Annotated in this window: 24 protein-coding genes and 1 riboswitch; of the genes, 7 read left to right on the forward strand and 17 right to left on the reverse strand. The window is 66.1% G+C overall.

The features are described 5' to 3' along the window. Window positions 1-178 precede the first annotated feature (178 nt). The 6 genes from PUN51_RS08075 to PUN51_RS08100 all read right to left on the reverse strand — a co-directional run bounded on the left by PUN51_RS08075 (window position 179) and on the right by PUN51_RS08100 (window position 6,058). Window positions 179-1,291 carry a BMP family lipoprotein gene (locus PUN51_RS08075; protein ID WP_159632562.1) on the reverse strand — a complete coding sequence of 371 codons (1,113 nt, stop codon included), beginning with the start codon at window positions 1,289-1,291 and terminating at the stop codon, window positions 179-181. Window positions 1,292-1,557: 266 nt separating this feature from the next. Then, window positions 1,558-2,574, reverse strand: a complete 1,017-nt coding sequence (locus PUN51_RS08080) for an NADP-dependent oxidoreductase (protein ID WP_275180431.1) — start codon at window positions 2,572-2,574, stop codon at window positions 1,558-1,560. Further along, a complete protein-coding gene (locus tag PUN51_RS08085) occupies window positions 2,571-3,002 on the reverse strand; it encodes an organic hydroperoxide resistance protein (RefSeq protein ID WP_159632564.1) in 432 nt (143 codons plus the stop codon). Before PUN51_RS08085 ends, PUN51_RS08080 begins: the two co-directional genes overlap by 4 nt. A gap of 43 nt (window positions 3,003-3,045) precedes the next feature. Then, entirely contained in the window at window positions 3,046-3,480 is a 435-nt protein-coding gene (locus PUN51_RS08090; protein WP_043450533.1) for a MarR family winged helix-turn-helix transcriptional regulator, read from the reverse strand. A gap of 129 nt (window positions 3,481-3,609) precedes the next feature. Further along, window positions 3,610-4,827, reverse strand: a complete 1,218-nt coding sequence (locus PUN51_RS08095) for an amidohydrolase (protein ID WP_159632566.1) — start codon at window positions 4,825-4,827, stop codon at window positions 3,610-3,612. A 97-nt stretch (window positions 4,828-4,924) separates the two neighbouring features. Further along, window positions 4,925-6,058: a mannose-1-phosphate guanylyltransferase gene (locus PUN51_RS08100; protein WP_159632567.1), complete on the reverse strand. Its 1,134-nt coding sequence runs from the start codon at window positions 6,056-6,058 to the stop codon at window positions 4,925-4,927. Window positions 6,059-6,333: 275 nt separating this feature from the next. Between PUN51_RS08100 and sdhC the strand changes: the two genes are divergently transcribed. The 5 genes from sdhC to PUN51_RS08125 all read left to right on the forward strand — a co-directional run bounded on the left by sdhC (window position 6,334) and on the right by PUN51_RS08125 (window position 10,751). Further along, the gene (gene sdhC, locus PUN51_RS08105; protein ID WP_081620212.1) at window positions 6,334-6,714 is read left to right on the forward strand and encodes a succinate dehydrogenase, cytochrome b556 subunit; all 381 of its coding nucleotides are present in this window, start codon (window positions 6,334-6,336) and stop codon (window positions 6,712-6,714) included. Between the two features lie 3 nt (window positions 6,715-6,717). Further along, window positions 6,718-7,179, forward strand: a complete 462-nt coding sequence (locus PUN51_RS08110) for a succinate dehydrogenase hydrophobic membrane anchor subunit (RefSeq protein WP_224025431.1) — start codon at window positions 6,718-6,720, stop codon at window positions 7,177-7,179. Between the two features lie 108 nt (window positions 7,180-7,287). Beyond that, the gene (sdhA, locus tag PUN51_RS08115) at window positions 7,288-9,087 is read left to right on the forward strand and encodes a succinate dehydrogenase flavoprotein subunit (RefSeq protein WP_159632569.1); all 1,800 of its coding nucleotides are present in this window, start codon (window positions 7,288-7,290) and stop codon (window positions 9,085-9,087) included. A gap of 1 nt (window position 9,088) precedes the next feature. Then, window positions 9,089-9,871: a succinate dehydrogenase iron-sulfur subunit gene (locus PUN51_RS08120; protein ID WP_159632570.1), complete on the forward strand. Its 783-nt coding sequence runs from the start codon at window positions 9,089-9,091 to the stop codon at window positions 9,869-9,871. A 106-nt stretch (window positions 9,872-9,977) separates the two neighbouring features. Further along, the gene (locus PUN51_RS08125; protein WP_159632571.1) at window positions 9,978-10,751 is read left to right on the forward strand and encodes an alpha/beta hydrolase family protein; all 774 of its coding nucleotides are present in this window, start codon (window positions 9,978-9,980) and stop codon (window positions 10,749-10,751) included. A 28-nt stretch (window positions 10,752-10,779) separates the two neighbouring features. Here the strand turns inward: PUN51_RS08125 and PUN51_RS08130 are convergent, their stop codons facing one another. Next, window positions 10,780-12,081 carry an ABC transporter substrate-binding protein gene (locus PUN51_RS08130; protein WP_275180432.1) on the reverse strand — a complete coding sequence of 434 codons (1,302 nt, stop codon included), beginning with the start codon at window positions 12,079-12,081 and terminating at the stop codon, window positions 10,780-10,782. 461 nt (window positions 12,082-12,542) lie between these two features. On the opposite strand from PUN51_RS08130, the gene PUN51_RS08135 reads away from it, so the two are divergent. Further along, complete coding sequence (locus PUN51_RS08135) at window positions 12,543-14,651, forward strand: hypothetical protein (protein WP_275180518.1); 2,109 nt, start codon at window positions 12,543-12,545, stop codon at window positions 14,649-14,651. 51 nt (window positions 14,652-14,702) lie between these two features. Here the strand turns inward: PUN51_RS08135 and PUN51_RS08140 are convergent, their stop codons facing one another. From PUN51_RS08140 to glyA, 10 genes are all read right to left on the reverse strand, one after another. After that, a complete protein-coding gene (locus PUN51_RS08140; RefSeq protein WP_275180433.1) occupies window positions 14,703-15,677 on the reverse strand; it encodes a YihY/virulence factor BrkB family protein in 975 nt (324 codons plus the stop codon). A 58-nt stretch (window positions 15,678-15,735) separates the two neighbouring features. Then, complete coding sequence (locus PUN51_RS08145) at window positions 15,736-16,323, reverse strand: 2'-5' RNA ligase family protein (protein WP_224027288.1); 588 nt, start codon at window positions 16,321-16,323, stop codon at window positions 15,736-15,738. 121 nt (window positions 16,324-16,444) lie between these two features. Next, complete coding sequence (trpS, locus tag PUN51_RS08150; protein WP_159632575.1) at window positions 16,445-17,488, reverse strand: tryptophan--tRNA ligase; 1,044 nt, start codon at window positions 17,486-17,488, stop codon at window positions 16,445-16,447. Window positions 17,489-17,503: 15 nt separating this feature from the next. Continuing rightward, complete coding sequence (locus PUN51_RS08155; RefSeq protein WP_275180434.1) at window positions 17,504-18,337, reverse strand: exodeoxyribonuclease III; 834 nt, start codon at window positions 18,335-18,337, stop codon at window positions 17,504-17,506. 10 nt (window positions 18,338-18,347) lie between these two features. After that, the gene (locus tag PUN51_RS08160) at window positions 18,348-18,911 is read right to left on the reverse strand and encodes a hypothetical protein (protein WP_275180435.1); all 564 of its coding nucleotides are present in this window, start codon (window positions 18,909-18,911) and stop codon (window positions 18,348-18,350) included. Between the two features lie 75 nt (window positions 18,912-18,986). Beyond that, window positions 18,987-19,334: an SHOCT domain-containing protein gene (locus PUN51_RS08165; RefSeq protein WP_275180436.1), complete on the reverse strand. Its 348-nt coding sequence runs from the start codon at window positions 19,332-19,334 to the stop codon at window positions 18,987-18,989. Between the two features lie 152 nt (window positions 19,335-19,486). Continuing rightward, window positions 19,487-20,152 carry a response regulator gene (locus PUN51_RS08170; protein WP_275180437.1) on the reverse strand — a complete coding sequence of 222 codons (666 nt, stop codon included), beginning with the start codon at window positions 20,150-20,152 and terminating at the stop codon, window positions 19,487-19,489. After that, a complete protein-coding gene (locus PUN51_RS08175) occupies window positions 20,149-21,285 on the reverse strand; it encodes a sensor histidine kinase (RefSeq protein WP_275180438.1) in 1,137 nt (378 codons plus the stop codon). Before PUN51_RS08175 ends, PUN51_RS08170 begins: the two co-directional genes overlap by 4 nt. Window positions 21,286-21,468: 183 nt before the next feature. After that, window positions 21,469-22,371 (reverse strand): bifunctional methylenetetrahydrofolate dehydrogenase/methenyltetrahydrofolate cyclohydrolase, encoded by a 903-nt coding sequence (locus PUN51_RS08180; protein WP_159632580.1) that lies wholly within the window; start codon window positions 22,369-22,371, stop codon window positions 21,469-21,471. Window positions 22,372-22,374: 3 nt separating this feature from the next. Next, window positions 22,375-23,673, reverse strand: coding sequence for a serine hydroxymethyltransferase (glyA, locus tag PUN51_RS08185; RefSeq protein ID WP_224025422.1), 1,299 nt, complete (start codon window positions 23,671-23,673; stop codon window positions 22,375-22,377). A 146-nt stretch (window positions 23,674-23,819) separates the two neighbouring features. Beyond that, window positions 23,820-23,905: riboswitch (ZMP/ZTP riboswitch) on the reverse strand. Window positions 23,906-23,948: 43 nt separating this feature from the next. Between glyA and purU the strand changes: the two genes are divergently transcribed. Then, window positions 23,949-24,809, forward strand: coding sequence for a formyltetrahydrofolate deformylase (purU, locus tag PUN51_RS08190; RefSeq protein ID WP_159632582.1), 861 nt, complete (start codon window positions 23,949-23,951; stop codon window positions 24,807-24,809). The last annotated feature ends 36 nt before the right edge of the window (window positions 24,810-24,845 follow it).

The following is a 24,845-nucleotide window of genomic DNA, read 5'->3' on the forward strand; positions in this document are numbered from 1 at the left end:
GCGGCGAGGCAGCGGGTAGTCCCAGCCTAGTGTCACGGGTGGTTCCTGGGCAGGGCAGGAAGGCGGCAATGGGCACCGCCTGCATGGTGCCGGCGACCGTCTGTTGCCAGCAAAGCAGAACGCGCTGCCCTTCGGCCGGGGTAACGGCGGAAGGGCAGCGCGCCCCGCGGTTCGGTGCTTACTTGGTGGGGCTGGACTTCGACTCGACCTTGACGGTGCCGGAGATGATGTCCTTCTTGAGCTGGTCCAGGTCGCTCTTCAGGTCTGCCGGCACGGCGGAATCCAGATCGTGGAACGGCGCCAGGGCCACGCCGCCGTTTGCCAGGGTTCCAATGTAGGGCGACGCGTCGAACTTGCCGTCCTTGTCGTCCTTGATGACTGTCTCCACAGCGGTGGACATGGTCTTCTGGACGGAGGAGAGGATCACGGACTTGTAATCCGGGGCAGTCAGGTAGCCATCGGAGTCGACCCAGATGAGCTTGGCGTCCTTGCCTTTGGACTTGGCATCGAGGATCGCGCTGCCCGCGCCGCCGCCAACGGGTCCGGCCACCGGAAGAACAATGTCTGCGCCCTGGTCAAGGAACCCCTGGGTCAGGACCTTGCCCTTGTCCACCTGCTTGAAGTCACCAACGAAGGTGCCGTCCTGCTTGTCCTTGTCCCAGCCGATGAGCTGGACGCTCTTGCCCTTCTTCTCGTTGTAGTACTTCACGCCATCGGCAAAGCCGTCCATGAAGATGGTGACGGTGGGAATGTTGATGCCGCCGAAGGTTGCGACCTTCCCCGTCTTGGAGGTGCCTGCTGCCAGGTAGCCGGCCAGGAACGCGGCCTGGGCAGTGTCATAGACGATCGGCTTGACGTTCTTGGGGAACGTGGGGTCGTTGTAGTCAATGATGGCGAAGTGGCTGTTCGGGTTGGCCGTCGCGATGGACTTGGTGGCGTCGCCGAGCAGGAAGCCGACAGTAACGGTCAGCTTGCAGCCCTGCTGGACCATGGAGCGGAGGTTGGGATCGTAGTCCGTGTCAGCCTTGGACTGGACGTGCTTTTCCTTGATGCCGAGGTCCTTCACGGCGCTCTGCAGGCCCTCGTAGCCGGACTGGTTGAACGACTTGTCGTCGAATCCTCCGGAGTCGGACACCATGCATGCGGTGTAGTCCGAGGCGGTCGCTGAACCGGAGGGGCCGGACGCAGACGGGGCGGCTCCGCAACCGGTGAGCAGCAAGGCGGACGCACCGAGGGTGGCCACACCGGCCATTGAACCGCGCTTGAAGCCGGCACGCAGTGATTTCTTCAATTTTCCTCCAGGGATGATGCGAGTGGCACTACGGGCGGAATTCAATGAGTGTCCGTTTCGGCGCTGAAATTCTGTTTTCACTGAAGGCACGCAGCACTGCGCCGGAGCGCACTGATGGCAATCACTTTAGTGGCCTGCGCCACGTCCCCATAGCACGGTGGGAGCTGACCCCGGATATTGTTTACAAGTTGTTACCAAGCAGTAGGGGCGCCTCCAAAGGAGGCGCCCCTACTGCTTATGGTTCTTCGGTCGGATCAGTGCTTGGGCTACAGCCGGACCAGCATCTTGCCGGTGTTTGCCCCGTCCAGCAGGTCCATGAACGCCTGCGGCGCGTTCTCCAGGCCGTCCACGATCGTCTCGTCGTAGCGCACGGTGCCGTACGCAAGCCAGCCGGCCATCTTCTCCGCGAACTCAGCGGCGTGCTGCCGCTGGCCGCCCACCAGGAAGCCGCGCAGGGTCAGCTGCTTGCCGATTGCCTGCATGAGGTTGTGCGGTGCGGGAGTCGGTTCGGTGGAGTTGTACTGTGCGATCGCGCCGCACATTGCCACCCGGCCGCCCACATTGAGGACCGCCAGGGCGGCCTCCAGGTGCTCGCCGCCCACGTTGTCGAAGTAGACGTCGATGCCGGCGGGGCCTGCTGCCTCCTGCAGCTGCTCCACCACGGGACCATCGTGGTAGTCGAACGCGGCGTCGAAGCCCAGCTCCAGGAGGCGTGCCACCTTGGCGGGCGAGCCTGCAGAGCCGATGACCCGCGAGGCGCCCATGGCCTTGGCGATCTGGCCCACCAGGGAGCCCACCGCACCTGCGGCGCCGGAGACGAACACGGCGTCCCCCGGCTTGAATTCCGCTACCTTCAACAGGCCGGTGTAGGCCGTCAGCCCGGTCATTCCCAGGGCGCCGAGGAAAGCCGACGCCGGTGCCAGGTCAGTGCGGGCAGGGGTGGCAGCATTGCCGTCCACCACCGCATACTCCCGCCAACCCAGGGAATGGACGACGACGTCGCCCTCCTTGTGTGCCGACGAACGGGACGCGATCACTTCACCCACCGCACCGCCGTCGAGCGCTTTGCCCACGGCGAAGGGGGCGGAGTAGGACTTGACGTCGTTCATGCGGCCCCGCATGTAGGGGTCCACGGACATGAAGAGGTTGCGCACCAGGATCTGGCCGTCTTCAAGTGCGGGCAGCGGTGACTCTGCGAGTTCGAAGTTCTCACCGGACGGGCGCCCCACGGGGCGGGAGGCGAGCCGGATTTCACGGGTGGTGGTTGCGAGGGCTGTGCTCATGCTGCGTACTCCAGGATCTTGAGGTCGACGGCGATGTTGCCGCGCGTGGCGTTCGAATAGGGGCAGACCTGGTGTGCCTTGGCCACCAGGTCCTCTGCGGTGGCCAAGTCCAGGGCCGGAAGGGCGATTTCCAGTTCGGCGGCCAGCCCGAAGCCGGCGCCGCCGTCCAGCTGCCCAAGGTGGATTTTTGCCGCGACGGCCGAGTCCGTGAGGTCTGCGCCTGCTTTGCGGCCGACCAGGCGCAGTGCGGAGTGGAAGCAGGCGGCGTACCCTGCGGCAAAGAGCTGTTCGGGGTTGGTGCCCTGGCCGCTGCCACCGAGTTCGACCGGGCTGGCGAGGGCCACTGCGAGCTTGCCGTCGTTGCTGCGGGCAGCGCCGTCACGGCCTTCGCCCGAGGCCAGGGCCTCTGCGGTGTAGAGAGTCTTCACGAAAGATATCCGTCCTGTTGTTGGCATGGTGCAGTATTCGGGGTCACAGTGATTCGTGCAGTGCCGCCGTGAGCTTGCCGAGCGTGGTCCGCAGTTGTTCAAGTTCTTCCAGGGAGAGTCCGGCGGCATCGGCCAGCCGCTGCGGAATGGCACTCGCCGGGCCGCTGAGGTTCCGTCCGGCGGGCGTCAGGTGGATCGCAACGCGGCGCTCGTCCTCGCCGGACCGCCGCCGTTCCACCAGCCCCAGCGTTTCCAGCCGTTTGAGCAGGGGCGACAGGGTGCCGGAATCGAGGCCAAGTTCCCCGCCAAGCTCCTTCACGCCCCGGGGTTCGCTTTCCCACAGGACCAGCATCACCAGGTACTGCGGGTAAGTGAGTCCCAGCTCATCCAAGACCGGCCGGTAGACGGCGGTGGCGGCCCGGGACGCCGAATAGAGCGCAAAACATACTTGCCGGTCCAGGCGGGGTGCTTCGGTCATGGAACCACCGTAGCGCACAACTAAATTGTGCACAACTTACCGCAGCGCGGACCGCCCCCGGTTGAAACGCCGTCGTGCGTTCCCACCGCCGGATCCGCACCTCCCGGCCGGCCCTGCGGCGGGACGGGGCTAGGAAAGGGGCGCCTGCTCCAGGTCCCGGATGGTGCGCAGGGCGGCCGCGGTGAGCACCCTGATGCCCAGGCCCAGGGACCGTTCGTCCAGGATGTAGTCGCCGCGGTGCAGGTCGTAGTCCTCGCCGCCGGGCGTTTTGGTGCCCAGCCGCATCATCGCGCCCGGAAGTTCGGCCAGGAACCAGGCGAAGTCCTCGCCGCCCATGGACTGGGGTGTCAGCACCACGGCGCTTTCCCCGATCTCAGCGCGGGCAGCAGCCTCGATGATCGCCGTCTCATGCTCGGAGTTCACCACCGGCGGCACTCCCCTGGTGTGTTCAAGGTGGACGTCCACGCCGTAGGGCGCGGCCACCTGGTGCACCACCTCGTCGAGCAGTTCACCGGCGGCATGCCAGGCATCCCGGTCCAGGCAGCGCATGGTTCCCGCCATGTAGCCGCTGCCGGGGATCGCGTTGGGCGCCGAACCTGCGGTGATCTGGCCCCACACCACGGAGACGCCGCTGCGGACGTCCACCCTGCGGGACAGCACGGCCGGCACGTTGACAGCAATCTGCGCCAGCGCGAACACGAGGTCCTCAGTGAGGTGCGGGCGGGAGGTGTGGCCGCCACGCCCGGACAGTTCGATCCGGATGGTGTCCGAGGCCGATGTGATGGCACCGATCCTGGTGCCCACCTTGCCCACTTCGATCCGCGGGTCGCAGTGCAGAGCAAGGATCCGGGGCACACCGTCCAGGACACCCTGCTCGATGCAGGCATGTGCGCCGCCGGGCATGGTTTCCTCGGCAGGCTGGAAGATGATGCGGACGGTGGCGCCGAGGGGTGCTTCCTGGTGCATCCGGTGCAGGACCAGGGCAATGCCCAGCATGGTGGTGGTGTGCACATCATGGCCGCAGGCGTGGGTCACGCCGTGGTTTTTCGACGCGAACGGCAGGCCCGTCTCCTCGATGATGGGCAGGGCGTCGATGTCACCGCGCAGGGCCGTGGCAATGGGGCCTTCGCCCACGTCCACCGTCAGGCCGGTGCCTTCCAGGCGGCGGGGGCTCAGGCCTGCGGCTTCGAGCCGTTCGGCGAGCTTGTCCGTGGTGCGAAACTCCTTGAAGGACAGTTCCGGGTGCGCATGCAGGTCCCGGCGGAATTCGATCAGTTCCGGCAGGAGCGGTTCGAGCCAGGGAGCCACCAGGGCGGTGGGCTCGGCTTCAGTAGTGTAGTTGCGCACTGTTTCACTCTAGCGAGGGTGGCGGCATTAGCGCCCATTCACTGAGCCGCGTTACATCCCGGCCCTGCCGGCACGCGGAGTGCCGGCAGGTTCCCGGTCAGAGGACGTCCGTGTCCCCGCTCGCCTTGAGGGCGTCCACGGCAGCCTTCACGCGCTGGGAATTGGCCATGGTGGTCACCAACAGGGCGTCCGGCGTATCCACGATGACGACGTCCTGGATTCCGATCAGGGCGATGACACGCTTGGTGTCGGTGACAACGACGCCGCTTGAGTTCTCGGTGAACACGCGGGCGCCCTCACCGAGGACGGTGACGTCATCCACTTCCTTGGCGCTGTTGAGGCGGCCGACCGAGGCGAAGTCGCCGACGTCGTCCCAGCGGAAGGAACCGGGCACGACGGCGACGTCCCCGGCTTCGGCGGCGGGTTCGGCCACCGCGTAATCGATGGCGATCTTGGGCAGGGTGGGCCAGATGCGGGCAGTGACCTCATCACGCTGGGGGGTGTCCCAGGCACGGGCGATTTCCTGCAGGCCCTGGAACAGTTCGGGCTGGTTGGCCTCGAGGTGCTTGAGCATCAGCGACACGGGCGCCACGAACATGCCGGCGTTCCACACGTAGTCGCCGCTGTCCACGTACTGCTGGGCCACCGTCTCGTCCGGCTTTTCGACGAATTCCACGACGTCGTGGGCGCTGGGGGCGCCTTCGATGTGGAGGGCCTTGCCGGAACGGATGTAACCGAAACCGGTGGACGGGTGGGTGGGCTTGATGCCGATGGTCACGATCTTGCCGGCAGCAGCGGTATGGATGGCTTCACGGACTGCCTCCTGGAAGAGGTTGTCCGGGCTGATCACCTGGTCGGCGGCGAAGGAACCCATGATGGTGTCGGGATCGCGTTCGTGCAGGATTGCCGCTGCAAGGCCGATTGCCGCACCGGAGTCCTTGGGCTCGGACTCCAGGACAAGGTCGGAGTCGCGCACCTCAGGAAGCTGGCGGCACACGGCTTCACGGTGCGCCTGGCCGGTCACCACCAGCATCCGGTTGCCCGCGAGGGGGTGCAGCCGGTCGTAGGTGGCGCGCAGCAACGTGCTGCCCGATCCGGTGAGATCGTGAAGGAACTTGGGAGCTGCTGCTCGTGACAGAGGCCAGAGGCGGGTCCCCACTCCGCCTGCCGGAATCACCGCAATGAAGCGGTCAAGGGGTGAAGCCGGGCTTGTCACTTTGTCTGTACTCATCACGGCTACTTTAGCTGAAGGGCCGCGGGCGGCTCCTGTGGCGGCGCATGGGCCCGCGTTTTGGCCTCCGTCCCGGCCTTTGGGCCCGCGCGGATGTGGTGTTTGTCTCATTTCCCCGGAAAATCCGCTCCAGCACTGGGCACCAACAAACGTCTAAATTGAATAAGCTGTTAGCGAAGCCTAGATTTAGGCCTGAGCTACGAGTGCTCTCGCAGCAGGCGTTCCCCCCGCATGGATCTCATGCCAGCGCCGCTGTGTTGCAGGGAGGTTTATCAGTGCCGACAAAACCAGCTGGCACCTTGTACCGCGGCCGTGAAGGCATGTGGTCCTGGGTAGGACACCGTATTACCGGTGTAGTGATCTTTTTCTTCTTGTTGGTCCACGTCCTGGACACCTCCTTGGTGCGTGTGTCACCGGAGGCCTACACCGCCGTGATCGGCGCCTACAAGAATCCGCTGATGGCGCTGGGTGAGACCGGCCTTGTGGCTGCCATCGTTTTCCACGCCTTCAATGGCCTGCGGATCATCGCGGTCGACTTCTGGAAGAAGGGCGCCAAGTACCAGCGGCAGATGCTGTGGGCAGTCCTGGCCCTCTGGGTCGTGACCATGGTCGCCTTCTCCATCCGCCACCTGTCCCTCGCCCTCGGAGGTCACTAAGCCATGACTGCAACCATCGAGAGCCCCCGCAGCGGCCGGATCGCTCCCCAGTACCGCCGCAGCGGCGGGTCCAAGGGCAACTTCGAGATGATCGCCTGGCTGTTCATGCGCCTTTCCGGCGTGGTGCTGGTGGTCCTGATCTTCGGCCATCTGTTCGTGAACCTGATGGTCGGCGAAGGCATCCACGCCATTGACTTCGGCTTCGTGGCCGGCAAGTGGGCCGACCCGTTCTGGCAGTTCTGGGACCTGGCCATGCTGTGGCTGGCCATGCTGCACGGCAGCAACGGCGTGCGGACCATCATCAACGACTACGCCGAGAAGACGTCCACCCGCCGCTGGCTGAAGACCGTTCTCTACGCGGCCGCCGTGGTCATCATCCTCCTGGGCACCCTGGTCATCTTCACCTTCAACCCGTGCCCCGTAGTGAACGGCGTTGCCCTTCCGGGCGGCTTCTGCCCTGCCTAGCACTGGCACGACCCTGGGCCCGCGGGCTTGTCCGCGGGCCCTGTTTTGCGGAGCAGGCAAAGCCGCCCCGTTGTTTTATAGCGAATTTTGAGAGAAAGAGCGTCTGGTATGCAGGTCCATAAGTACGACGTCGTCATCGTCGGTGCCGGTGGCGCTGGCATGCGCGCCGCGATCGAGTCCGGTCAGCGCGCGCGCACAGCAGTACTGACCAAGCTCTACCCCACCCGCTCGCACACGGGTGCGGCACAGGGTGGCATGTGTGCAGCCCTTGCCAATGTCGAGGAAGACAACTGGGAATGGCACACCTTCGACACCGTCAAGGGCGGCGACTACCTGGTTGACCAGGACGCCGCCGAGGTCATGGCCAAGGAAGCCATCGACGCCGTGCTGGACTTGGAAAAGATGGGCCTGCCCTTCAACCGCACCCCCGAGGGCCGCATCGACCAGCGCCGCTTCGGTGGCCACACCCGTGACCACGGCAAGGCTCCCGTCCGCCGTGCATGCTACGCCGCGGACCGTACCGGCCACATGATCCTGCAGACCCTGTACCAAAACTGCGTCAAGCACAACGTTGAGTTCTACAACGAGTACTACGTCCTGGACCTGCTGACGGTTGAAGAGGACGCAGTCCGCGAAGACGGCACTGCCTACAAGCAGAAGCGCGTGGCCGGCGTCGTCTCCTACGACCTCGCCTCCGGTGAACTGCACGTGTTCCAGGCCAAGTCCGTGGTGTTCGCCTCCGGTGGTGCCGGCAAGGTCTTCAAGACCACCTCCAACGCCCACACCCTGACCGGTGACGGCATGGGCATCGCCTTCCGCCGCGGCATCCCGCTGGAAGACATGGAATTCTTCCAGTTCCACCCCACCGGCCTGGCCGGCCTGGGCATCCTGCTGTCCGAGGCCGCCCGCGGTGAAGGTGCAATCCTCCGCAACTCCGAGGGTGAGCGCTTCATGGAGCGCTACGCCCCCACCATCAAGGACCTGGCGCCGCGTGACATCGTGGCCCGTTCCATGGCCAACGAGGTGCGCGAAGGCCGCGGCTGCGGCCCGAACAAGGATTACGTCCTCCTGGACCTGACCCACCTGGAGCCGGCGCACATCGACGCCAAGCTCCCGGACATCACCGAGTTCGCCCGCACCTACCTGGGCGTGGAACCGTACACCGAGCCGGTGCCGGTATTCCCCACCGCGCACTACGCCATGGGTGGCATTCCCACGAACATCCAGACCGAGGTGCTGCAGGACAACGACACCGTAATCCCCGGGCTCTACGCCGCTGGTGAAGTTGCCTGCGTCTCCGTCCACGGCTCCAACCGCCTGGGCACCAACTCGCTGCTGGACATCAACGTCTTCGGTAAGCGCGCCGGCATCGCCGCCGCGGAGTACGCAAAGACCGCGCCTTACGTGGAACTGCCGGAGAACCCGCTGGCCTACACCACCGAGCTGCTGGACATTGCCCGCAACGGCACCGGCGACGAGAAAGTGGCGCAGATCCGCAAGGAACTGCAGGACACGATGGACGCGAACATGCAGGTGTTCCGTACGGCAGACACCCTGAACCAGGTGCTGCGCGACATCGAATCCTTCGAGGAGCGCTACAAGCGCATCAACGTCCAGGACAAGGGCAAGCGCTTCAACCTGGACCTGCTCGAGGCCGTGGAACTCGGCTTCCTGCTGGAACTGGCCAAGGTCATGACCGTGGCCGCCCTGCACCGTGAGGAATCCCGCGGCGGACACTTCCGCGAGGACTTCCCCGAGCGTGACGACGAGAAATTCATGAAGCACTCCATGGCGTACAAGGATGACCATGCGCCGGCTGACGGATCGGCGGAATCAATCGCCGGCATCCGCCTGGCCACCAAGCCGGTTGTCTTTACCCGCTACGAGCCGATGGTGAGGAAGTACTAAGATGACCGCTGAAATCGCTGAGCCAGCCTCAAAGGTTGAACTTCCTGCCGGCGTTGGCGGGGGCGGGGAAATCCCCACGTTCGACGTCCACCTGCGGGTCCGCCGGTACAACCCGGAGGTCTCCGGGGAATCAACCTGGGACGATTTCCACCTGACCATGTACGGCACGGACCGTGTCCTGGACGCCCTGCACAAGGTGAAGTGGGAGATGGACGGCACCCTGTCGTTCCGCCGCTCCTGCGCCCACGGCGTGTGCGGCTCGGACGCCATGCGCATCAACGGCCGCAACCGCCTTGCCTGCAAGACCCTCCTGAAGGACCTGGACACGTCCAAGCCCATCACGGTGGAGCCCATCAAGGGCCTGCCGGTGGAAAAGGACCTGATCGTGGACATGGAGCCGTTCTTCCAGTCGTACCGCGAAGTCATGCCCTTCCTGATCAACAAGGGCCACGAGCCCACCCGGGAGCGCCTGCAGTCCGCAGAGGACCGTGAGCGCTTTGATGACACCACCAAGTGCATCCTGTGTGCTGCGTGCACGTCCTCCTGCCCCGTGTTCTGGACCGACGGGCAGTACTTCGGCCCCGCCGCCATCGTGAACGCGCACCGCTTCATCTTCGACTCCCGCGATGATGCCGGCGACATGCGCCTGGAGATCCTCAACGACAAGGAAGGCGTGTGGCGCTGCCGCACCACCTTCAACTGCTCGGAGGCATGCCCCCGCGGCATCCAGGTCACGCAGGCCATCGCGGAGGTCAAGCAGGCCATCCTGGCCCGCAGGATCTAGGCGCGTTCAAGAACAGACACAACGGCCGACGGCGTCACCCACCACACGTGGTGGAGGGCGCCGTCGTTCGTTTCCGCACAGCCTTTCCGCACAGAAAGGGGACAGCATGTCCCGCTCCGAAAAAGTGTCCTTCGCCGGCTCCACAGGAGAGATGCTCTCCGGCATCATCGATGTTCCCGAGGGCCCCGTCAAAGGCTGGGGCGTCTTTTCGCACGGCTTCACGCTGGGCAAGGACAGCCCCTCCGCGGCACGGATGTGCAAGGCCCTGGCTGACAGCGGCATCGGCATGCTGCGTTTCGACAACGTGGGCCTGGGCGGCTCCGCCGGGGAATGGTCTGCCGGATCCTTCAGCCACAAGGTTGCGGACACGGTGAAGGCGGCGGAATTCATGCGCAGCGAGGGGAAGGAAATCTCGCTGCTGGTGGGCCATTCGTTCGGCGGCGCTGCGGTCCTCGCCGCTGCCCGGGAAATTCCCGAACTGGACGCCGTTGCCACCGTGGGAGCGCCCTTCTCCCCCAAACACGTGGCCCATGTGTTCGATGCCGCACTGGACCGGATCCTGAGTGAGGGCAGCGCCGAGGTGGACCTGGGCGGCAAACGCGTGGAAATCCGCCGGCATTTCGTGGAGGACCTGGAGAACGCGGACCTCACGGACTGCATCAGGCAGCTGCACAAGCCGCTGATGGTGCTCCACTCCCCTACCGACAACACCGTGGGGATTGAGAATGCCAGCACCATCTTCCAGACCGCACGGCACCCGCGGAACTTCGTCTCGCTCGAGGGAAGCGACCACCTCCTGACCGGCAAGGGGCAGGCCGCACGGGCCGCGCGGATCATCGCTGCCTGGGCTGACCAGTACCTGGACGCAACCCCCGCCTGATCCGGCCGCGCCGCCTGTGGCGGGAAGCCTACTTGCCGATGGCTGCCTTGCTCTCGCTGATCCACTGTTCGGCCGCCTTCTCCGGTGTGAGCCGCTTGAACAGGACGTCGGTGTTGATCCGGGCGGTGATCTCGGAAACCGCGGTGGAACCGGTAGGGCCGATGTAGGTGGGAGCGAAGTCCATTTTGCCGATCTGGTCGATGTACCCGGCTTCGACCTTCCCCTGCGGCGTGAGGCCGTCCTGGATAGCGGCCCGCATATCGGCGTTGCCGGGGATGCCCCTGTCGCTTTGGATGATCCTGGCGGCGGCCTGGTTGTTCACCAGGAAGTCCACCAGCTTAGCCGCAGCGTCGGTGTGGTTGCTGCGGGCGGAGATGGTGTAGAACTGCGAGGACTGGAGCCAGATTCCCGGAGTGGGTTTTTCGCCGGGAAGCTTGAGCAGCTTTAGGTCTGCGCCTGAAGCCTTGCTGAGGGCAGTCAGCGAGTTGCTCCAGGTCAGCATCATCCCGGCCTTGCCCATGCCCATGAGCGTCTGCTCGGTGCTGACGTTGAGCTTTTCCACCGTTTCGGAAGCACTGGGGGCGGCGCCGGATTCGCTGAGCTTCAGTGAGTAATCGAAGTAGTCCCGCACCGTCTCCTTGCCCAGTCCCAGTTGGCCGTCCTGGGTGTAGAGCGATTCTCCACGCTGGCGGGCGAAGGCATCCAGAGAGTCATGGGTGAGGACGGTCGCCGTTCCGTAGGTCCCCTTCGGGCTCTTGGCCGTGATGTCGCCGGCAATCCTGGCAAAGTCATCCCAGCTCCAGGTGCTGTCATCCGGCATGGGGACGCCCGCAGCCGTGAAGACTGCGGGGTTCACCACGATCGCCAGTGCGTTGGCTCCCGTGGAGACCCCGTACTGCTTTCCTTTGACCTGGCCGTTTTCCCGCGCACCCTGGTCCAGCTTGGACAAGTCGAGTGACCCCTCTACCTTCGACAGGTCCAGCAACGCCCCGCGGTTGGCATATTCCGCGGGATACGCGCCGCCCATGGTGATCACGTCCGGGGCGTCGTTGGCGGCCATCTGGGTGGCAAGCTTGTCGAAGTAACCGCCGATGTCCCCGTACTCCGGCTTGACCTTGATGGTGGGGTTGGCTGCCTCGAATTCCGCGATGGCTTTGTTGGTCAGGTCGGCGCGGCCGGCGTTGCCCCACCAGGAGAACCGGATTTCCACCGGCCCATCCTCGGCCTTGTTGGACGATGGGCTGGAACAACCCGCGGTCACGGCCAGCATGGCTGCTGCTGACAGGATGGCAATGGACTGACGAATGCGGGGCATACCGTGGCGCGTCATTGGGCAGGCTTCTTCCTGGATCAGGGGGCTGGAAAACGGTTTCGTGAAACGTATCAACACGTTTTGCAGGCCGTCAATACGCGGCGGGTATCCTGGTCCGCACGGTGTTGCCGCCGAAAACTTTCGGGCCGTTCCGCGCCCGGGAAGGCCTTGACACCGCCCTGGAACCAGCCAATGATGGATCGCGGAAACCGCTTTCTCACCGTCCGGGAACCTTGGTCCGCAGTGGACGGGACGGCGCGTCGTGCGCCGGACATTCCGGTCACCAGCCATCCCTCAGGAGGACGTGCACTTTGCGCAGCCACGGCAGCACTGCAGGACCGGACAGAGCCGGAGGAGTCCCTTCAGACGGTCCAGCCCCCATCGACCGGGAAGCACTGGTGCGGCGCCACAATGTCCGGCAGCGGACGCTTGATCCGCGCAGTCCCCTCTCCGTGGGCAACGGCGAGTTCGCTTTCACCATGGACCTCACCGGGCTGCAGACGCTTCCGCGCGATTACCCTGTGGGGCCGCGCGAGGACGCACTCCCGCCGGGAACCCTGCTGGGGACACAGTCCGCGTGGGGCTGGCACTCCACGCCGGGCGGGGAACACTGCACCCTGGCAGGGTCCACTGTCCTCTACGATTCACCGCGCGGCCCGGTGCCGTACGTGGACATGGTGGGAGACATCGTCAATGACCGTGAAACGGGCACCTCAGCAGCAGAAACATGGCTTCGCGCCAACCCGCACCGCCTGGACCTCGGACGCATCGGCTTCCACCTGCTGCAGGGCGGCACCGGCCGGCCGCTCAGCAGCGGCGAACTCTCCGGCACCAGCCAGACCCTGGATCTGTGGACCGGCACCGTCACCAGTACGTTCACGGTTGCGGGCCATCCGGCCAAGGTCACCACAGCCTGCCATCCGGACCGCGACGAACTGGGCATCCGGGTGGAGTCGACTGCGATCCGGGACGGGCTGGTGATCGGCATTGACTTTCCGTACGGCTCAGAGGCGTGGCACAACGCGGCCGGTTGGGAGCAGCCCGAGGCCCACACAACCCGCCTTGGCCAACCACACCCCTCAGAGCTCCACCCCGGATCCACCAGCTGGATCGTGCACCGCGAACTGGATAACGCGCGGTACCAGGTGGTGGTTTCGGGGCAGGGCCTGACCGTGGACCAAACAGGGACGCACCACGTGAGGATACGTTCGTGCGTGGATGCGGATCCGGCCGTCCTGGACCTGTCCATCGCCTTCCTTACCGCCGGAGATGGTGACTGTATTCCGCGCGGCGGCGCGGGCCTTTCCCGGGTGGCCGGAAAGGCGGGCGCAAGCACTCCGCTGCCTCCCGGCGCCGGGCATCCGATGGTGGCTCCTCCGTTGCCTGGCAGCACTGTCGCCGCCGCGTCGGCGTCGCACTGGCCACGCTTCTGGGGATCCGGCGGTGCCGTGGAACTGGCTGCCACGGCGGATCCCCGGGCCGCTGAGCTGGAACGGCGCATCGTGCTGTCCCAATACCTCACGGCCGTCAACTGTTCAGGGTCGCTGCCGCCGCAGGAAACCGGGCTGGTCTGCAATTCCTGGCGCGGACGTTTCCACCTGGAGATGCACTGGTGGCACGCCGCCCACTTTGCGCACTGGAACCGGGTGGAGCTCCTCCTGCCGTCCCTGCGCTGGTACGCCACGGTGCTGGAGGGCGCACGGGAAACGGCCCGGGGACAAGGGTTCGACGGCGCCCGCTGGCCAAAGCAGACAGGTCCGGACGGAAGGGAGAGCCCCAGCCCGATCGGCACCTTCCTTATCTGGCAGCAGCCGCATCCCATCCACATGGCGGAACTGGTGTACCGGAGCCGTCCGGGCCGGGAGGTGCTGGAGGAATTTGCGGACATCGTCTTCGAATCCGCCCACTTCATGGCCGGCTTCGCCCACCCCACACCGCGCGGATTTGAGCTGGGCCCGCCCCTCATTCCCGCGCAGGAATGCTACGGTTCCCTCCGCGGGACGGTCACCAACCCCACCTTTGAACTCGCGTACTGGCAGTGGGGCCTGCGCACGGCCGCCGCCTGGCGGGAGCGGCTGGGGCTGGAACCCGTGCAGTCCTGGCTCACGGTGGCGGACGGCCTGGTGCCCCCGCGCGTGCTCAACGGCGTCTACGCGGCCATGGACGTGGAACCCTTCACCATCAGGACAGACCACCCCTCAATGCTGTGCGCGCTCGGCGTCCTTCCGCTGACGGACCTGATCGACGAAGGCATCATGAACGCCACGCTGGAGGATGTCCTGGCGGACTGGGACTGGGACAGCACGTGGGGCTGGGACTATCCGGTCATGGCCATGACCGCTGCGCGCCTGGGCCGCCCCGAGGCCGCAGTCAACGCGCTCCTGCAGGAGGCCGGAAAGAATACGGTGCTGTCCAACGGGCACAACCGCCAGACGGACTCGCTGCCCCTGTACCTGCCGGGCAACGGCGGCCTGCTTGCCGCCGTCGCCCTGATGGCAGCCGGCTGGGACAACGGCCCGGACCGGCACGCCCCCGGCTTTCCAGCGGGCTGGACGGTGGCGTGGGAGGGGCTGGTGCCGGCGCCGTAGAACAGCCGGCCACGGCCCGATATCCCTGCAGGCCTCACCCGGCACGGCAGGTCAGGTCTGGGGCGTGGCCCGCCGCGCGCCGAGGATGGTTTTCCGCGGAGCGCCGCCGGACTCCAAATCAGCCTCACGGATCGCCGACCACCCGGCTGAGACAAGGTAGACCTGGCTGACCAGGTTGAACCAGATCAGCAGGCCGATGATGATGGCGAATGAGGCCAGGATTGGGTTCCGGCTGGCCCCTGCCAGCAGCTCAGTGCTGAAGATCTGCAGAACGGTGGTGCCTACGGCGGCGAGGAGGGTGCCTTCGAGCAGCGCCTGCCGGGACAGTTTCAGTCCGGCGGCGAGCCGGAACATGATCAGCGCGGTGACCCAGTTCAGGACCAGCGGCACCACGATCTTGACGGACGTGGTGAGGGGACCGGCCACGGCGTCGCTGAGATGCAGGAAACCCACCACCCAACCCGCCGCCGTGCCGAAGACAAGGGAGGCGCCCGCGCTGATCACCAGGGCCAGCCCCAGCAGCAGCAGGGTACCGGCATCGCGCAGCCGCACCAGGATGGGGTTGACCACAAGCGGAGGAAGTTGCAGCACGCCGCGCAGCCCGTCCCTCATCCCGTTGATCCAGCCCAGCGAGGTGATGATGGTGACCACAGCGGCAATAACCGCCGTCCAGCCGAGGCCGCCCGGGTTCAGGAGGTCCTTCGGGTCCACCAGTCCGTCCCCGTTGCCGACTTTCAGGAGGCCGGGGGCGCTGTGCGCCACCGTGGCAACAATGGTGTCGAGGAGGGCCGGCTGTCCGCTGAGGACAAGCCCGGCTATCGAAAACCCGGTGGTGAGGAGGCCGGTGATGGAGAAGAACATCCGGAAGCCAATGCCGGCGCTCAGCAGGGGCCCGTGCTGGAGGTTGTAGTGCTGGAAGGCCCGCATGGGGCGCAAGGTGTTGAGTTTGGCCAGCAGCCACTGGATCAGTGCCATCAGGCCCGGTACCACGCCGCCGCCCGCTCTCCTGGCTTTTCCCCATTCCATCCGCTTTTGGATGACGGCCAGCTTCAGCTGGGCATGCTGCGTGGGCAGCGGCGGCCGGTCAGCCGCCTTCGGTTGTGGTGTCCGCGGCAGCGTCCGTGAAGCTGGTGCCGGCGTGGTTGTCAGTTTCGGTCCCAAAGTCCAGCTCTTCCCGTAGCTGCCAGATGCCGTCGGCATCATGCTCATAGAGTCCCATGCTAACCACGGGGAAGGTGGCCCTGTAGTTCTTCAGCACCGTTTCGGCTTCATCCAGGCTTTCAGGGGCGACATCATGGGCGATGGTGACGTGGGGATGGTAGGCAAAGGGCAGTTCCCGGTGAAGGGGACCCTGCTGCAGCTTGCGATGCAGGTCCACGCACTCCTCGAAGCCGTCCTCCACGTTGATGAACACCACCGGCGAAACCGGCCGGAAAGTTCCGGTTCCGGCGATGGTCACCATGAAGGGGCTCTGGCAGCGGGCCACCTCGCGGACGTGCCGGCGGGTGGCCTCCCAGTCCTGGGTGGGAGTAGTGGTGACCAGCGTGATGTGCGCGGGCACCACCCCGGCCAGGGGATCGCCAAAGGACGCGCGCCAGCGCTGCAGTTCGTCAGCTATCTCGGCGGGAAAGCCCAGGATGACGCCCACACTGATTTCGTCGCTGCGGGGCATCTCACGGTCCGTTGCCGCGTTGTGGCCGGACTGGTCTTCGAAGCGGTCAGCCAGGTTCCGCTCCGCCTGGCCGGCGGAGAAGGCACCTCCCCTGGCGGTGACGTTTCTCGAAGACATGGCGCTAGCGGACTCCTGCGAGGCTGAGGGACGGCAGGAAGCCCATGCGCTGGTATACCTGGCCCAGCGTGACGGAGGCAATTTCCCGGGCCCGTTCCGCACCGAGGGCCAGCAGCCGGTCAAGCTCGGCGGGATCAGCCATCAGCTCGTTGGTCCGGTTGCGGAGCGGGGTGATGAAGTCCACCACCACCTCCGCGAGGTCCACCTTGAGGTGGCCGTACATCTTTCCCTGGTACTCGGCTTCGAGCTCCGCCACCGACTTCCCGGTCAGGGAAGAGTAGATGGTCAGCAGGTTGGAGACCCCGGGCTTCTCCTCGGCGTCGAAGCGGATGTCCGTGCCCGCGTCCGTCACTGCCGATTTGATGCGCTTGGCGGCGATCTTGGGATCCTCCAGCAGCTGGATGGCACCGTTGGGGGACTCCCCCGTCTTGGACATCTTGGCGCTGGGGTTCTGGAGGTCGTAGATCTTGGCGCTTTCCTTGACGATCGTCGCCTCGGGAACCGTGAAGGTGTGGCCAAACCGGGTGTTGAAACGCTGCGCGAGGTTCCGGGTCAGTTCCAGGTGCTGCCGCTGGTCCTCGCCGACCGGCACCAGATCGCTCTGGTACAGGAGGATATCCGCGGCCATCAGCGTGGGGTAGGCGAAAAGGCCCAGCGTTGCGGCGTCAGCGCCCGACTTCTGGGTCTTGTCCTTGAACTGGGTCATCCGGGACGCCTCACCGAAGCCGGTGATGCAGTTCAGCGCCCAGGCAAGCTGTGCGTGCTCCGGGACATGGGACTGGACAAAGAAGATGCTCTTGTCCGGGTCGATGCCGGCGGCGATGTACTGCGCCGCCACAATGCGGGTGCGCTTGGCCAGTTCGGCGGGATCGAAATCCACCGTGATGGCATGCAGGTCCGGGATGAAGAAGACGGCGTCGTATTCCGCCTGCATGTCCACCCAGTTGCGCACGGCGCCGATGTAGTTGCCCAGGTGCAGGGAATCCGCGGTGGGCTTGGCGCCGGAAAGGATGCGCTTCTTGGCAGTGGAGGGAGTCTGGGTGGTCATGGAAAACTTTCGGGCTTAGAGCTGGTAGTCCACTACCAGCGGGGCGTGATCGGAGAAGCGGGCATCCCAGGTGGCTGCACGGTCAACAACGGCGGAAATGGCGGATGCTGCCAGTCCGGGGGTGGCCATGTGGTAGTCGATGCGCCACCCGGTGTCGTTGTCGAACGCCTTGCCGCGCCAGGACCACCACGTGTATGGCCCGTCGACGTCGCCGGCAAGGTTCCGGTGGACGTCATGCCAGCCGATTTCCTCACCAAAGAACCGGTCGAAGTACGCGCGTTCCTCCGGCAGGTGGCCGGCCTTCTTGAGGTTGCCCTTGGAGTTCCTGATGTCCCTTGGCGTGTGGGCGACGTTCAGGTCCCCCACCACCAGCGCATGGTCGCTGTGCTTGGTCAGCTCCGGAAGCCGGGTGCTCATGACGTCAAGGAAGCGGTACTTGTCGTCCTGCTTGGGAGTCCCTACCTCGCCGGAGTGCACGTAGGCGCTGGCAACGGTGAGCTGGACGGGGTTTCCCGCAGCGTCAGGGACGCGGAAATCGGCCTCCACCCAGCGCCCGGCGGTGGCGAAGTAGTCATCCCCAATGCCGTTCCTGGTTTCGAGCGGCTCCCGGCGGGAGGCGATGGCGACGCCGGCACGGCCTTTTGCTTCCGCCTCGGCGTGCAGGATATGCCAGCCTTCGCCGAGCAGCTGCCGGACGATCGCGTCAGGGGCGCGCACTTCCTGCAGGCAGAGGATGTCCACTTCGCGCGGCTCCAGCCACGCCGCCATGCCGTTTTTGTAGGCAGCCCTAAGGCCGTTGACGTTGACTGATGCGATGCGAAGGTGGTCCTTGTTCAATGCCGAGCTCACCCGCTCCACTCTAGTCGATGATGGTTCCGGTCACCGGCTCTCCGCTGCCGCCGGAGGACTTGATCATGTCCCGGGCATTGGTGGCCGTGATCTCGATGGTCTCGAGGGCGCGGTTGATGGTGTCCTGGTTGGCGGCGGCGCCCTTGGCCCGTTCCTCTTCCACCACGCGGATCTGCACCTGGACGATTTTGAAGGAGTGGTCCAGTTTCAGGTCGCGTACTTCGTCGGCCTCGGTGCGCTCGTACACTACCCGGGTGCCCCCATGGTCGGCCGATGCCTGCGCCGGGGCGCGGCCGGTTGCGGTGTGGAAGGCGCTTTGTGCCTCGGACAGCTTGGCACCGGCCTTTTTGGCCGCCCGTTGGATGCTGAAGACCACGAACGTGGCCAGTGCCAGCCAGAACGCGGCGATGACGGCAACAACCCAGCCCACGACGTCGTTCTGGTTGGCGGCGAAGATGACGGCAACAATGAACGCCGTCACCAGGACCATCAGGCCCGGCCCGCTGATCCGGAACATCGAAAAACCGGCCCTTGCGGGTTTGGCGGATGACGAGGAGCTGCCCAAAGTTCGCATGGAGCTATTGTCTCAAACCCCGGCCTGTGCTTCGGCCGCCTTCCACCCCCGGCGAACAGCCCCGGGCGGCCCGGGTCACTTCTGCCGCCGGTCCCCGCTGCGCAGGACCTCCAGCCGTTGCCGGTACTCGGTCTCGTCAACCTCGCCCCGGGCGTAGCGCTCACGCAGCACTCCTTCAGCTCCCTGGGCTGCTGCCCAGTGCTGGTTGCGGCGCCAGGTCCTGCGGGCCACGAAGATGAACAGCGCGATGACCAGGATCCAGAAGAGCGGGAACAACAGGAACCAGGGGGAAAAGGCACCGTGCCAGGGTCCGTAGACGACCGTATCGGCCGGCACCTGCGCAGCCGCGGACAGGGCGGTGGTGGACAGTGCGGTGGTGGACAGGGCGGTGGTGGACAGGGCGGTGCTCAGTGAAGCCAACATTTTTTGTTCTCCAGACTTTCTTAACCGGCCGGGGATCCGGCCTTGTATCGAGTCTCGTTGCCGCACCCCGGCCGGCGCGTCCGGCGGCGGGAGTCACCTGTACGGGGCCGCGTACTCCCTGGGGAGTCCTGCTGCTGCATCCCGTGCCGGACTCAGCCGGCCCAGCCGGGCCGGACCAGGCCGGATTCGTAGGCCAGCACCACCAGTTGCGCCCTGTCCCTGACCATCAGCTTCGCCATGATCCGCGAGACATGCGTCTTTGCCGTGAGCGGAGTGATGAACAGGCGCCCGGCGATTTCCGCGTTGTTCAAACCCTCCCCCACAAGCTGGAGGACTTCCCGTTCCCGGTCGGTGATGCGGTCCAGTGCCACCGGCGGTTCGGCGGCGCGGGAGTGCCGCGCCAGCTGGGCCATGATCCGCCGGGTCACCGAGGGCGACAGCAGCGCGTCGCCATCGTGCACAATGCGGACTGCGCGCAGCAGCTCGGCCGGTTCAGTGTCCTTGACCAGGAAACCGGCGGCCCCGGCCCGCACCGCCTCGGCGATGTAGTCGTCCAGCTCGAAGGTGGTGAGAATGACCACCCGGGTACCTGGCAGCGCCGCATCGGAGAGGATCTGCCGCGTAGCCTCCAGGCCGTCACCGTCCGGCATGCGGATATCCATCAGGACCACGTCGGGATGCCACTGGCGGGCCAGCCGCACCGCGTCGCGCCCGGTCCCGCATTCGGCTACAACCTTCATGTCGGCTTCGGCGTCCAGCAGAGCCCGGAAGCCCGCACGGATCAGGTTCTGGTCATCGGCCAGCAGGATGCTGATCATCCTGGTCCCTGCCCTGCATGGGCGGCCAGCGGGAGGACCGCGCGGACCCGCCAGCCCGAACCGGACTGCGCCGGCCCCAGCTCAAGCCTGCCGCCCAAAGCTGCCACCCGCTCCCGCATGCCGGTGATGCCGTTGCCTTCGGGCGCTGTGCCGGCCCCGGCGCCGTCGTCGTCAATGGTCACCAGCAGTTCCCCTTTCGCCGCGTGGATGGAGACCCGGGCCGTCCGCGCCCCGGAATGCCGGACCACATTGGTCAGGGCCTCCTGCACAATCCGGTATGCCGCTTCCTGGGCTGCAGCGGGAACGTGGTCCAGGCCCGGGCCGGCATGGAACCGGACATCGAGCCCGGCCCGCCGCGCGTTGTCAACGACTTCCGGGACCCGGGCCAGGCTGGGCCGGCTGGTGGGGCTCAACGGCGCATCTTCCCGGAGCACGCCCAGCAGCTGGCGGACTTCAGCCAGTGATTCCCTGCTCGCTGCCTTGATGGTCTCCAGGGCAGGGCGGAACTGCGCCGGATCCTTCTCGCCCAGGTGCAGCGCCACCGAGGCCCGGACATTGATCAGGGACAGCGAATGTGCCACCACGTCATGGATGTCCCGCGCCAGGGCAAGCCGGTATTCATCGCGGGCAGCCTGCTCCGCCGCGGCCTCCTGGCGGCGCCGTTCGGCCACCCGTTCGCCGCGGAACCGCACCCCTTCCCCGATCAGGACCAGGATGGCCAGCCATGAGGACCCGGCGAAGGCGCGGACGAACGCCGCTTCATCGCCGCTGCGCGCGGCGGCCAAAAACAATGCCAGGATTCCCGCCGCGGCCCCGGACCATGCCACAGCGCGCTTTCCGGCCGCCGCCGTCAGGATCAGTGCCAGCGCAAAGGAGAGGACCACCGGGCCCCACGCGTAGCCCAGGGCAAGGTAGGCTGCGGTGGCCCCGGCGGCAACGGGCAGCATCACCAGCGGCGCGCGCCGGCGGAAAGCCAGCGCGGCGGGCCCCAGCAGCAGCAATGCCAGCGCCAGGGGGTCCAGCGGCGCGTGTCCAGGCTGGCGCACCGACGCGAACGCCGACCCCGCCACCTGGATCACGGCGACCACCACCACGATGACGGCGGTGGGTGGTCCCCTGAATCGGCGCTGCATGGTCCGAGCCTATTCCCGCGGGCCGCGAAAGTAATCAGATAGGCGGCGTAGCGGCCATACTCCCCCGGGAGTAGGTGCACGGCCGCGCCTGGCTCAGCCTGCGCTGCGCTTAAACGGCCGACGGCGGCCCGGCACCTTCCCTGCGAAAGTTACCGTGCCGCCGTCGAGCGGTTTGGGCCGGGACTACTCCCCGACGCCTGCTGCGCGTTCGGCAGCCTCCACAACGTTGGTCATCAGCAGCGCCACGGTCATGGGGCCTACTCCACCGGGGTTCGGTGAGATCCAGCCGGCCACCTCGGCAGCGGCAGGATCGATGTCCCCGTAGACGCGGCTCTTGCCGGTCTCCGGATCGGTCTCGCGGGTGACGCCGACGTCCAGCAGGGCAGCGCCCGGCTTCACGTCCGCGGCCTTGACGATGTGCTTCACGCCCGCCGCGCCCACAATGACGTCCGCCTGCTTCAGCAGCTCCGAGAGGTTGGTGGTGCCGGTGTGGGTCAGGGTCACGGTGGCGTTGACGTCCCGCCGCGTGAGCAGCAGGCCGATCGAGCGGCCGATGGTGACGCCGCGGCCCACCACCACCACGTGCTTGCCGGCCAGGCTGTACCCGTTGCGCTCCAGCAGCTCGATGACTCCCCGTGGCGTGCACGGCAGCGGGGTGGTGATCTTGTTGTTGACGTTCAGCACCAGCCGGCCAAGGTTGGTGGGGTGCAGCCCGTCCGCGTCCTTGGCGGGGTCTATGCGCTCCAGGATGGCGTCCGTGTCCAGGTGCTTGGGCAGCGGCAACTGCACGATGTACCCGTGGCAGGCGGGGTCCGCATTGAGTTCGTCAATGAGGGCCTCTACCTGTTCCTGGGTGGCGTCCGCCGGGAGCTCGCGCTGGATGGAGTTCATCCCGATCTGCACCGACTGCTTGTGCTTCATGGAGACATACAGCTGCGAGGCAGGGTCGGCGCCCACCAGCACAGTGGCGATGCCGGGAGTGACGCCCTTGGCCTTGAGTGCGGCCACGCGTTCGGTCAGCTCGGCCTTGATGGCAGCGGCGGTGGCCTTGCCGTCAAGGATCTGTGCGGTTGTGGTTTCAGTCATTGCTTACCACTGCTCGTGCTGCGGGTAGAGCGGGAAGTCGGCCGCCAGCTTGTCCACGCGGGCCTGGAGGGCCTCGACGTCGGCGCTGCTGCCTGCCTTGAGGGCGGTGGCGATGATCTCGGCAACCTCGGTGAACTCGTTGGCGCCGAAGCCGCGGGTGGCCAGGGCCGGGGTGCCGATGCGCAGGCCGGAGGTGACCATCGGCGGGCGGGGGTCGAACGGCACGGCGTTCCGGTTGACGGTGATGCCCACGGAGTGCAGGAGGTCCTCGGCCTGCTGGCCGTCCAGCTGCGAGTTGCGAAGGTCAACCAGCACCAGGTGCACGTCCGTACCGCCGGTGAGGACGGAGACGCCGGCTTCGGCGACGTCGGCCTGGTTCAGGCGGTCGGCGATGATCCTGGCGCCTTCCAGGACGCGCTCCTGGCGCTCCTTGAATTCCTGGGTGCCGGCGATCTTGAAGGCCACGGCCTTGGCAGCGATGACGTGCATCAGCGGGCCGCCCTGCTGGCCCGGGAAGACGCTGGAGTTGAGCTTCTTGGCCCACTGCTCCTTGGCAAGGATCACGCCCGAGCGGGGACCGGCGAGGGTCTTGTGCACGGTGGAGGTGACGACGTCGGAGTGCGGCACCGGGCTGGGGTGAAGGCCGGCTGCCACCAGGCCTGCGAAGTGTGCCATGTCGGTCCAGAGGAGCGCGCCCACTTCATCGGCGATGGAGCGGAAGGCTGCGAAGTCCAGGTGGCGCGGGTAAGCGGACCAGCCGGCGATGATCACCTGGGGCTTTTCGGCGATGGCCTGCTCGCGGAGCTTGTCCATATCGATGCGGAAGTTGTCTTCCTCCACCTGGTAGGCAGCCACGTTGTACAGCTTGCCGGAGAAGTTCAGCTTCATGCCGTGGGTCAGGTGGCCGCCGTGGGCCAGGGACAGGCCCAGGATCTTGTCGCCGGGGGTGATCATGGCGGAGAGCGCGGCGGCGTTGGCCTGCGCGCCGGAGTGCGGCTGGACGTTGGCGAACTCGGCGCCGAACAGGGCCTTGACCCGATCAATGGCCAGCTGTTCTGCAACGTCGACGTATTCGCAGCCGCCGTAGTAGCGGCGGCCCGGGTAGCCCTCGGCGTACTTGTTGGTGAGGACGGAGCCCTGGGCTTCCATCACGGCGCGGGGCGCGAAGTTCTCGGAAGCAATCATTTCCAGGGTGCCGCGCTGGCGGCCGAGCTCCTGCTCAAGGACTGCGGCAATTTCGGGGTCAAGCTCAGCCAGCGGCTGGTTGCTGACGGCTGTGGTTGAGGTGGCTGTAGTAGTCACGAAGAACTCCTGGCTAGGGATACGGGCACTGCTTAGGTCAGGCTACCGGCTGGCGCGCTTCCGCACCGCGTTGATGACAGGGCGTGAAAGCCCGGCATGGTGCTGCTGTGCTGACGCAGGGGCAACCCCAATTCCGGCAAGACATGACCCTCGGCCCAGGCGTACGATCCGTGGTCTTCGTGATTGCCGCTCCCTGGTGGTTAGCCACCCAACGCCAGTTGCGACCCTTCCAGCCTACCAAAACCGGCACCCGCGGCGCGGGTAGGCTATTACGCGTGAATCAAGAGCAGCTGAACCAAGCGTACGTCGTCACCCTGTCCTGCCCGGACCGCCCCGGAATCGTCCACGCCGTGGCCGGAGCCCTGCTGGTTGCAGGGTGCAACATCATGGACTCGCAGCAGTACGGCAGCCCTTCCACCGGCAACTTCTTCATGCGCGTGGAGGTGACCACGGCAGCCCCCAAGTCCGAGCTGCGGGCGGCGCTGGAACCGGTGGCGGAAGCGTTCTCCATGCAGTGGAACCTCGATACCGTTGGTGACAAGGTGCGCACCCTGGTGATGGCCAGCACCTCGGCGCACTGCCTCAACGACCTGCTCTTCCAGCAGCGTTCCGGCACGCTCCCCATTGAAATCCCCGCCATCGTCTCCAACCACCAGGACCTGGCAGGGCTCGCCGAGTTTTACGGCATCCCGTTCCACTACATCCCCGTGACCAGGGACACCAAGGTCCAGGCCGAGGACAAGCTCCGTGCCCTCATCGCCGAACACGACATCCAGCTGACCGTCCTGGCCCGCTACATGCAGATCCTCTCCGACGAGCTCTGCACCGACCTGACCGGCAAGGCCATCAACATCCACCATTCGTTCCTGCCGTCCTTCAAAGGTGCCAAGCCGTACCACCAGGCGCATGCCCGCGGCGTGAAGCTGATCGGCGCCACGGCACACTATGTGACCGCCGCCCTGGACGAGGGCCCGATCATCGAACAGGAAGTCATCCGCGTGGACCATGCGCGCACGCCGGAGCAGTTCGTGCAGATGGGCCGCGACGTGGAGGGCCGCACGCTGGTGCAGGCCGTGCAGTGGCATGCCGAGCACCGGGTGCTGCTGGACGGCAACCGTACGGTGGTCTTCAACTAGGTCGCAGTAGATGCCGTTTTGAAGCCCCAAAACGGC

It is taken from the genome of Arthrobacter sp. NQ4 (assembly GCF_029077345.1).
Classification (GTDB): Bacteria; Actinomycetota; Actinomycetes; order Actinomycetales; family Micrococcaceae; genus Arthrobacter.

Bases quoted from the DNA above. Each gene is read 5' to 3' on its own strand.
- PUN51_RS08080 (WP_275180431.1), bottom strand. From the start codon at position 2,574: ATGAGCACAGCCCTCGCAACCACCACCCGTGAAATCCGGCTCGCCTCC.
- PUN51_RS08090 (WP_043450533.1), bottom strand. From the start codon at position 3,480: ATGACCGAAGCACCCCGCCTGGACCGGCAAGTATGTTTTGCGCTCTAT.
- PUN51_RS08100 (WP_159632567.1), bottom strand. From the start codon at position 6,058: ATGAGTACAGACAAAGTGACAAGCCCGGCTTCACCCCTTGACCGCTTC.
- PUN51_RS08110 (WP_224025431.1), top strand. From the start codon at position 6,718: ATGACTGCAACCATCGAGAGCCCCCGCAGCGGCCGGATCGCTCCCCAG.
- sdhA (WP_159632569.1), top strand. From the start codon at position 7,288: ATGCAGGTCCATAAGTACGACGTCGTCATCGTCGGTGCCGGTGGCGCT.
- PUN51_RS08120 (WP_159632570.1), top strand. From the start codon at position 9,089: ATGACCGCTGAAATCGCTGAGCCAGCCTCAAAGGTTGAACTTCCTGCC.
- PUN51_RS08125 (WP_159632571.1), top strand. From the start codon at position 9,978: ATGTCCCGCTCCGAAAAAGTGTCCTTCGCCGGCTCCACAGGAGAGATG.
- PUN51_RS08130 (WP_275180432.1), bottom strand. From the start codon at position 12,081: ATGACGCGCCACGGTATGCCCCGCATTCGTCAGTCCATTGCCATCCTG.
- PUN51_RS08135 (WP_275180518.1), top strand. From the start codon at position 12,543: ATGGACCTCACCGGGCTGCAGACGCTTCCGCGCGATTACCCTGTGGGG.
- PUN51_RS08140 (WP_275180433.1), bottom strand. From the start codon at position 15,677: ATGGAATGGGGAAAAGCCAGGAGAGCGGGCGGCGGCGTGGTACCGGGC.
- PUN51_RS08145 (WP_224027288.1), bottom strand. From the start codon at position 16,323: ATGCCCCGCAGCGACGAAATCAGTGTGGGCGTCATCCTGGGCTTTCCC.
- trpS (WP_159632575.1), bottom strand. From the start codon at position 17,488: ATGACCACCCAGACTCCCTCCACTGCCAAGAAGCGCATCCTTTCCGGC.
- PUN51_RS08160 (WP_275180435.1), bottom strand. From the start codon at position 18,911: ATGCGAACTTTGGGCAGCTCCTCGTCATCCGCCAAACCCGCAAGGGCC.
- PUN51_RS08165 (WP_275180436.1), bottom strand. From the start codon at position 19,334: ATGTTGGCTTCACTGAGCACCGCCCTGTCCACCACCGCCCTGTCCACC.
- PUN51_RS08170 (WP_275180437.1), bottom strand. From the start codon at position 20,152: ATGATCAGCATCCTGCTGGCCGATGACCAGAACCTGATCCGTGCGGGC.
- PUN51_RS08175 (WP_275180438.1), bottom strand. From the start codon at position 21,285: ATGCAGCGCCGATTCAGGGGACCACCCACCGCCGTCATCGTGGTGGTG.
- PUN51_RS08180 (WP_159632580.1), bottom strand. From the start codon at position 22,371: ATGACTGAAACCACAACCGCACAGATCCTTGACGGCAAGGCCACCGCC.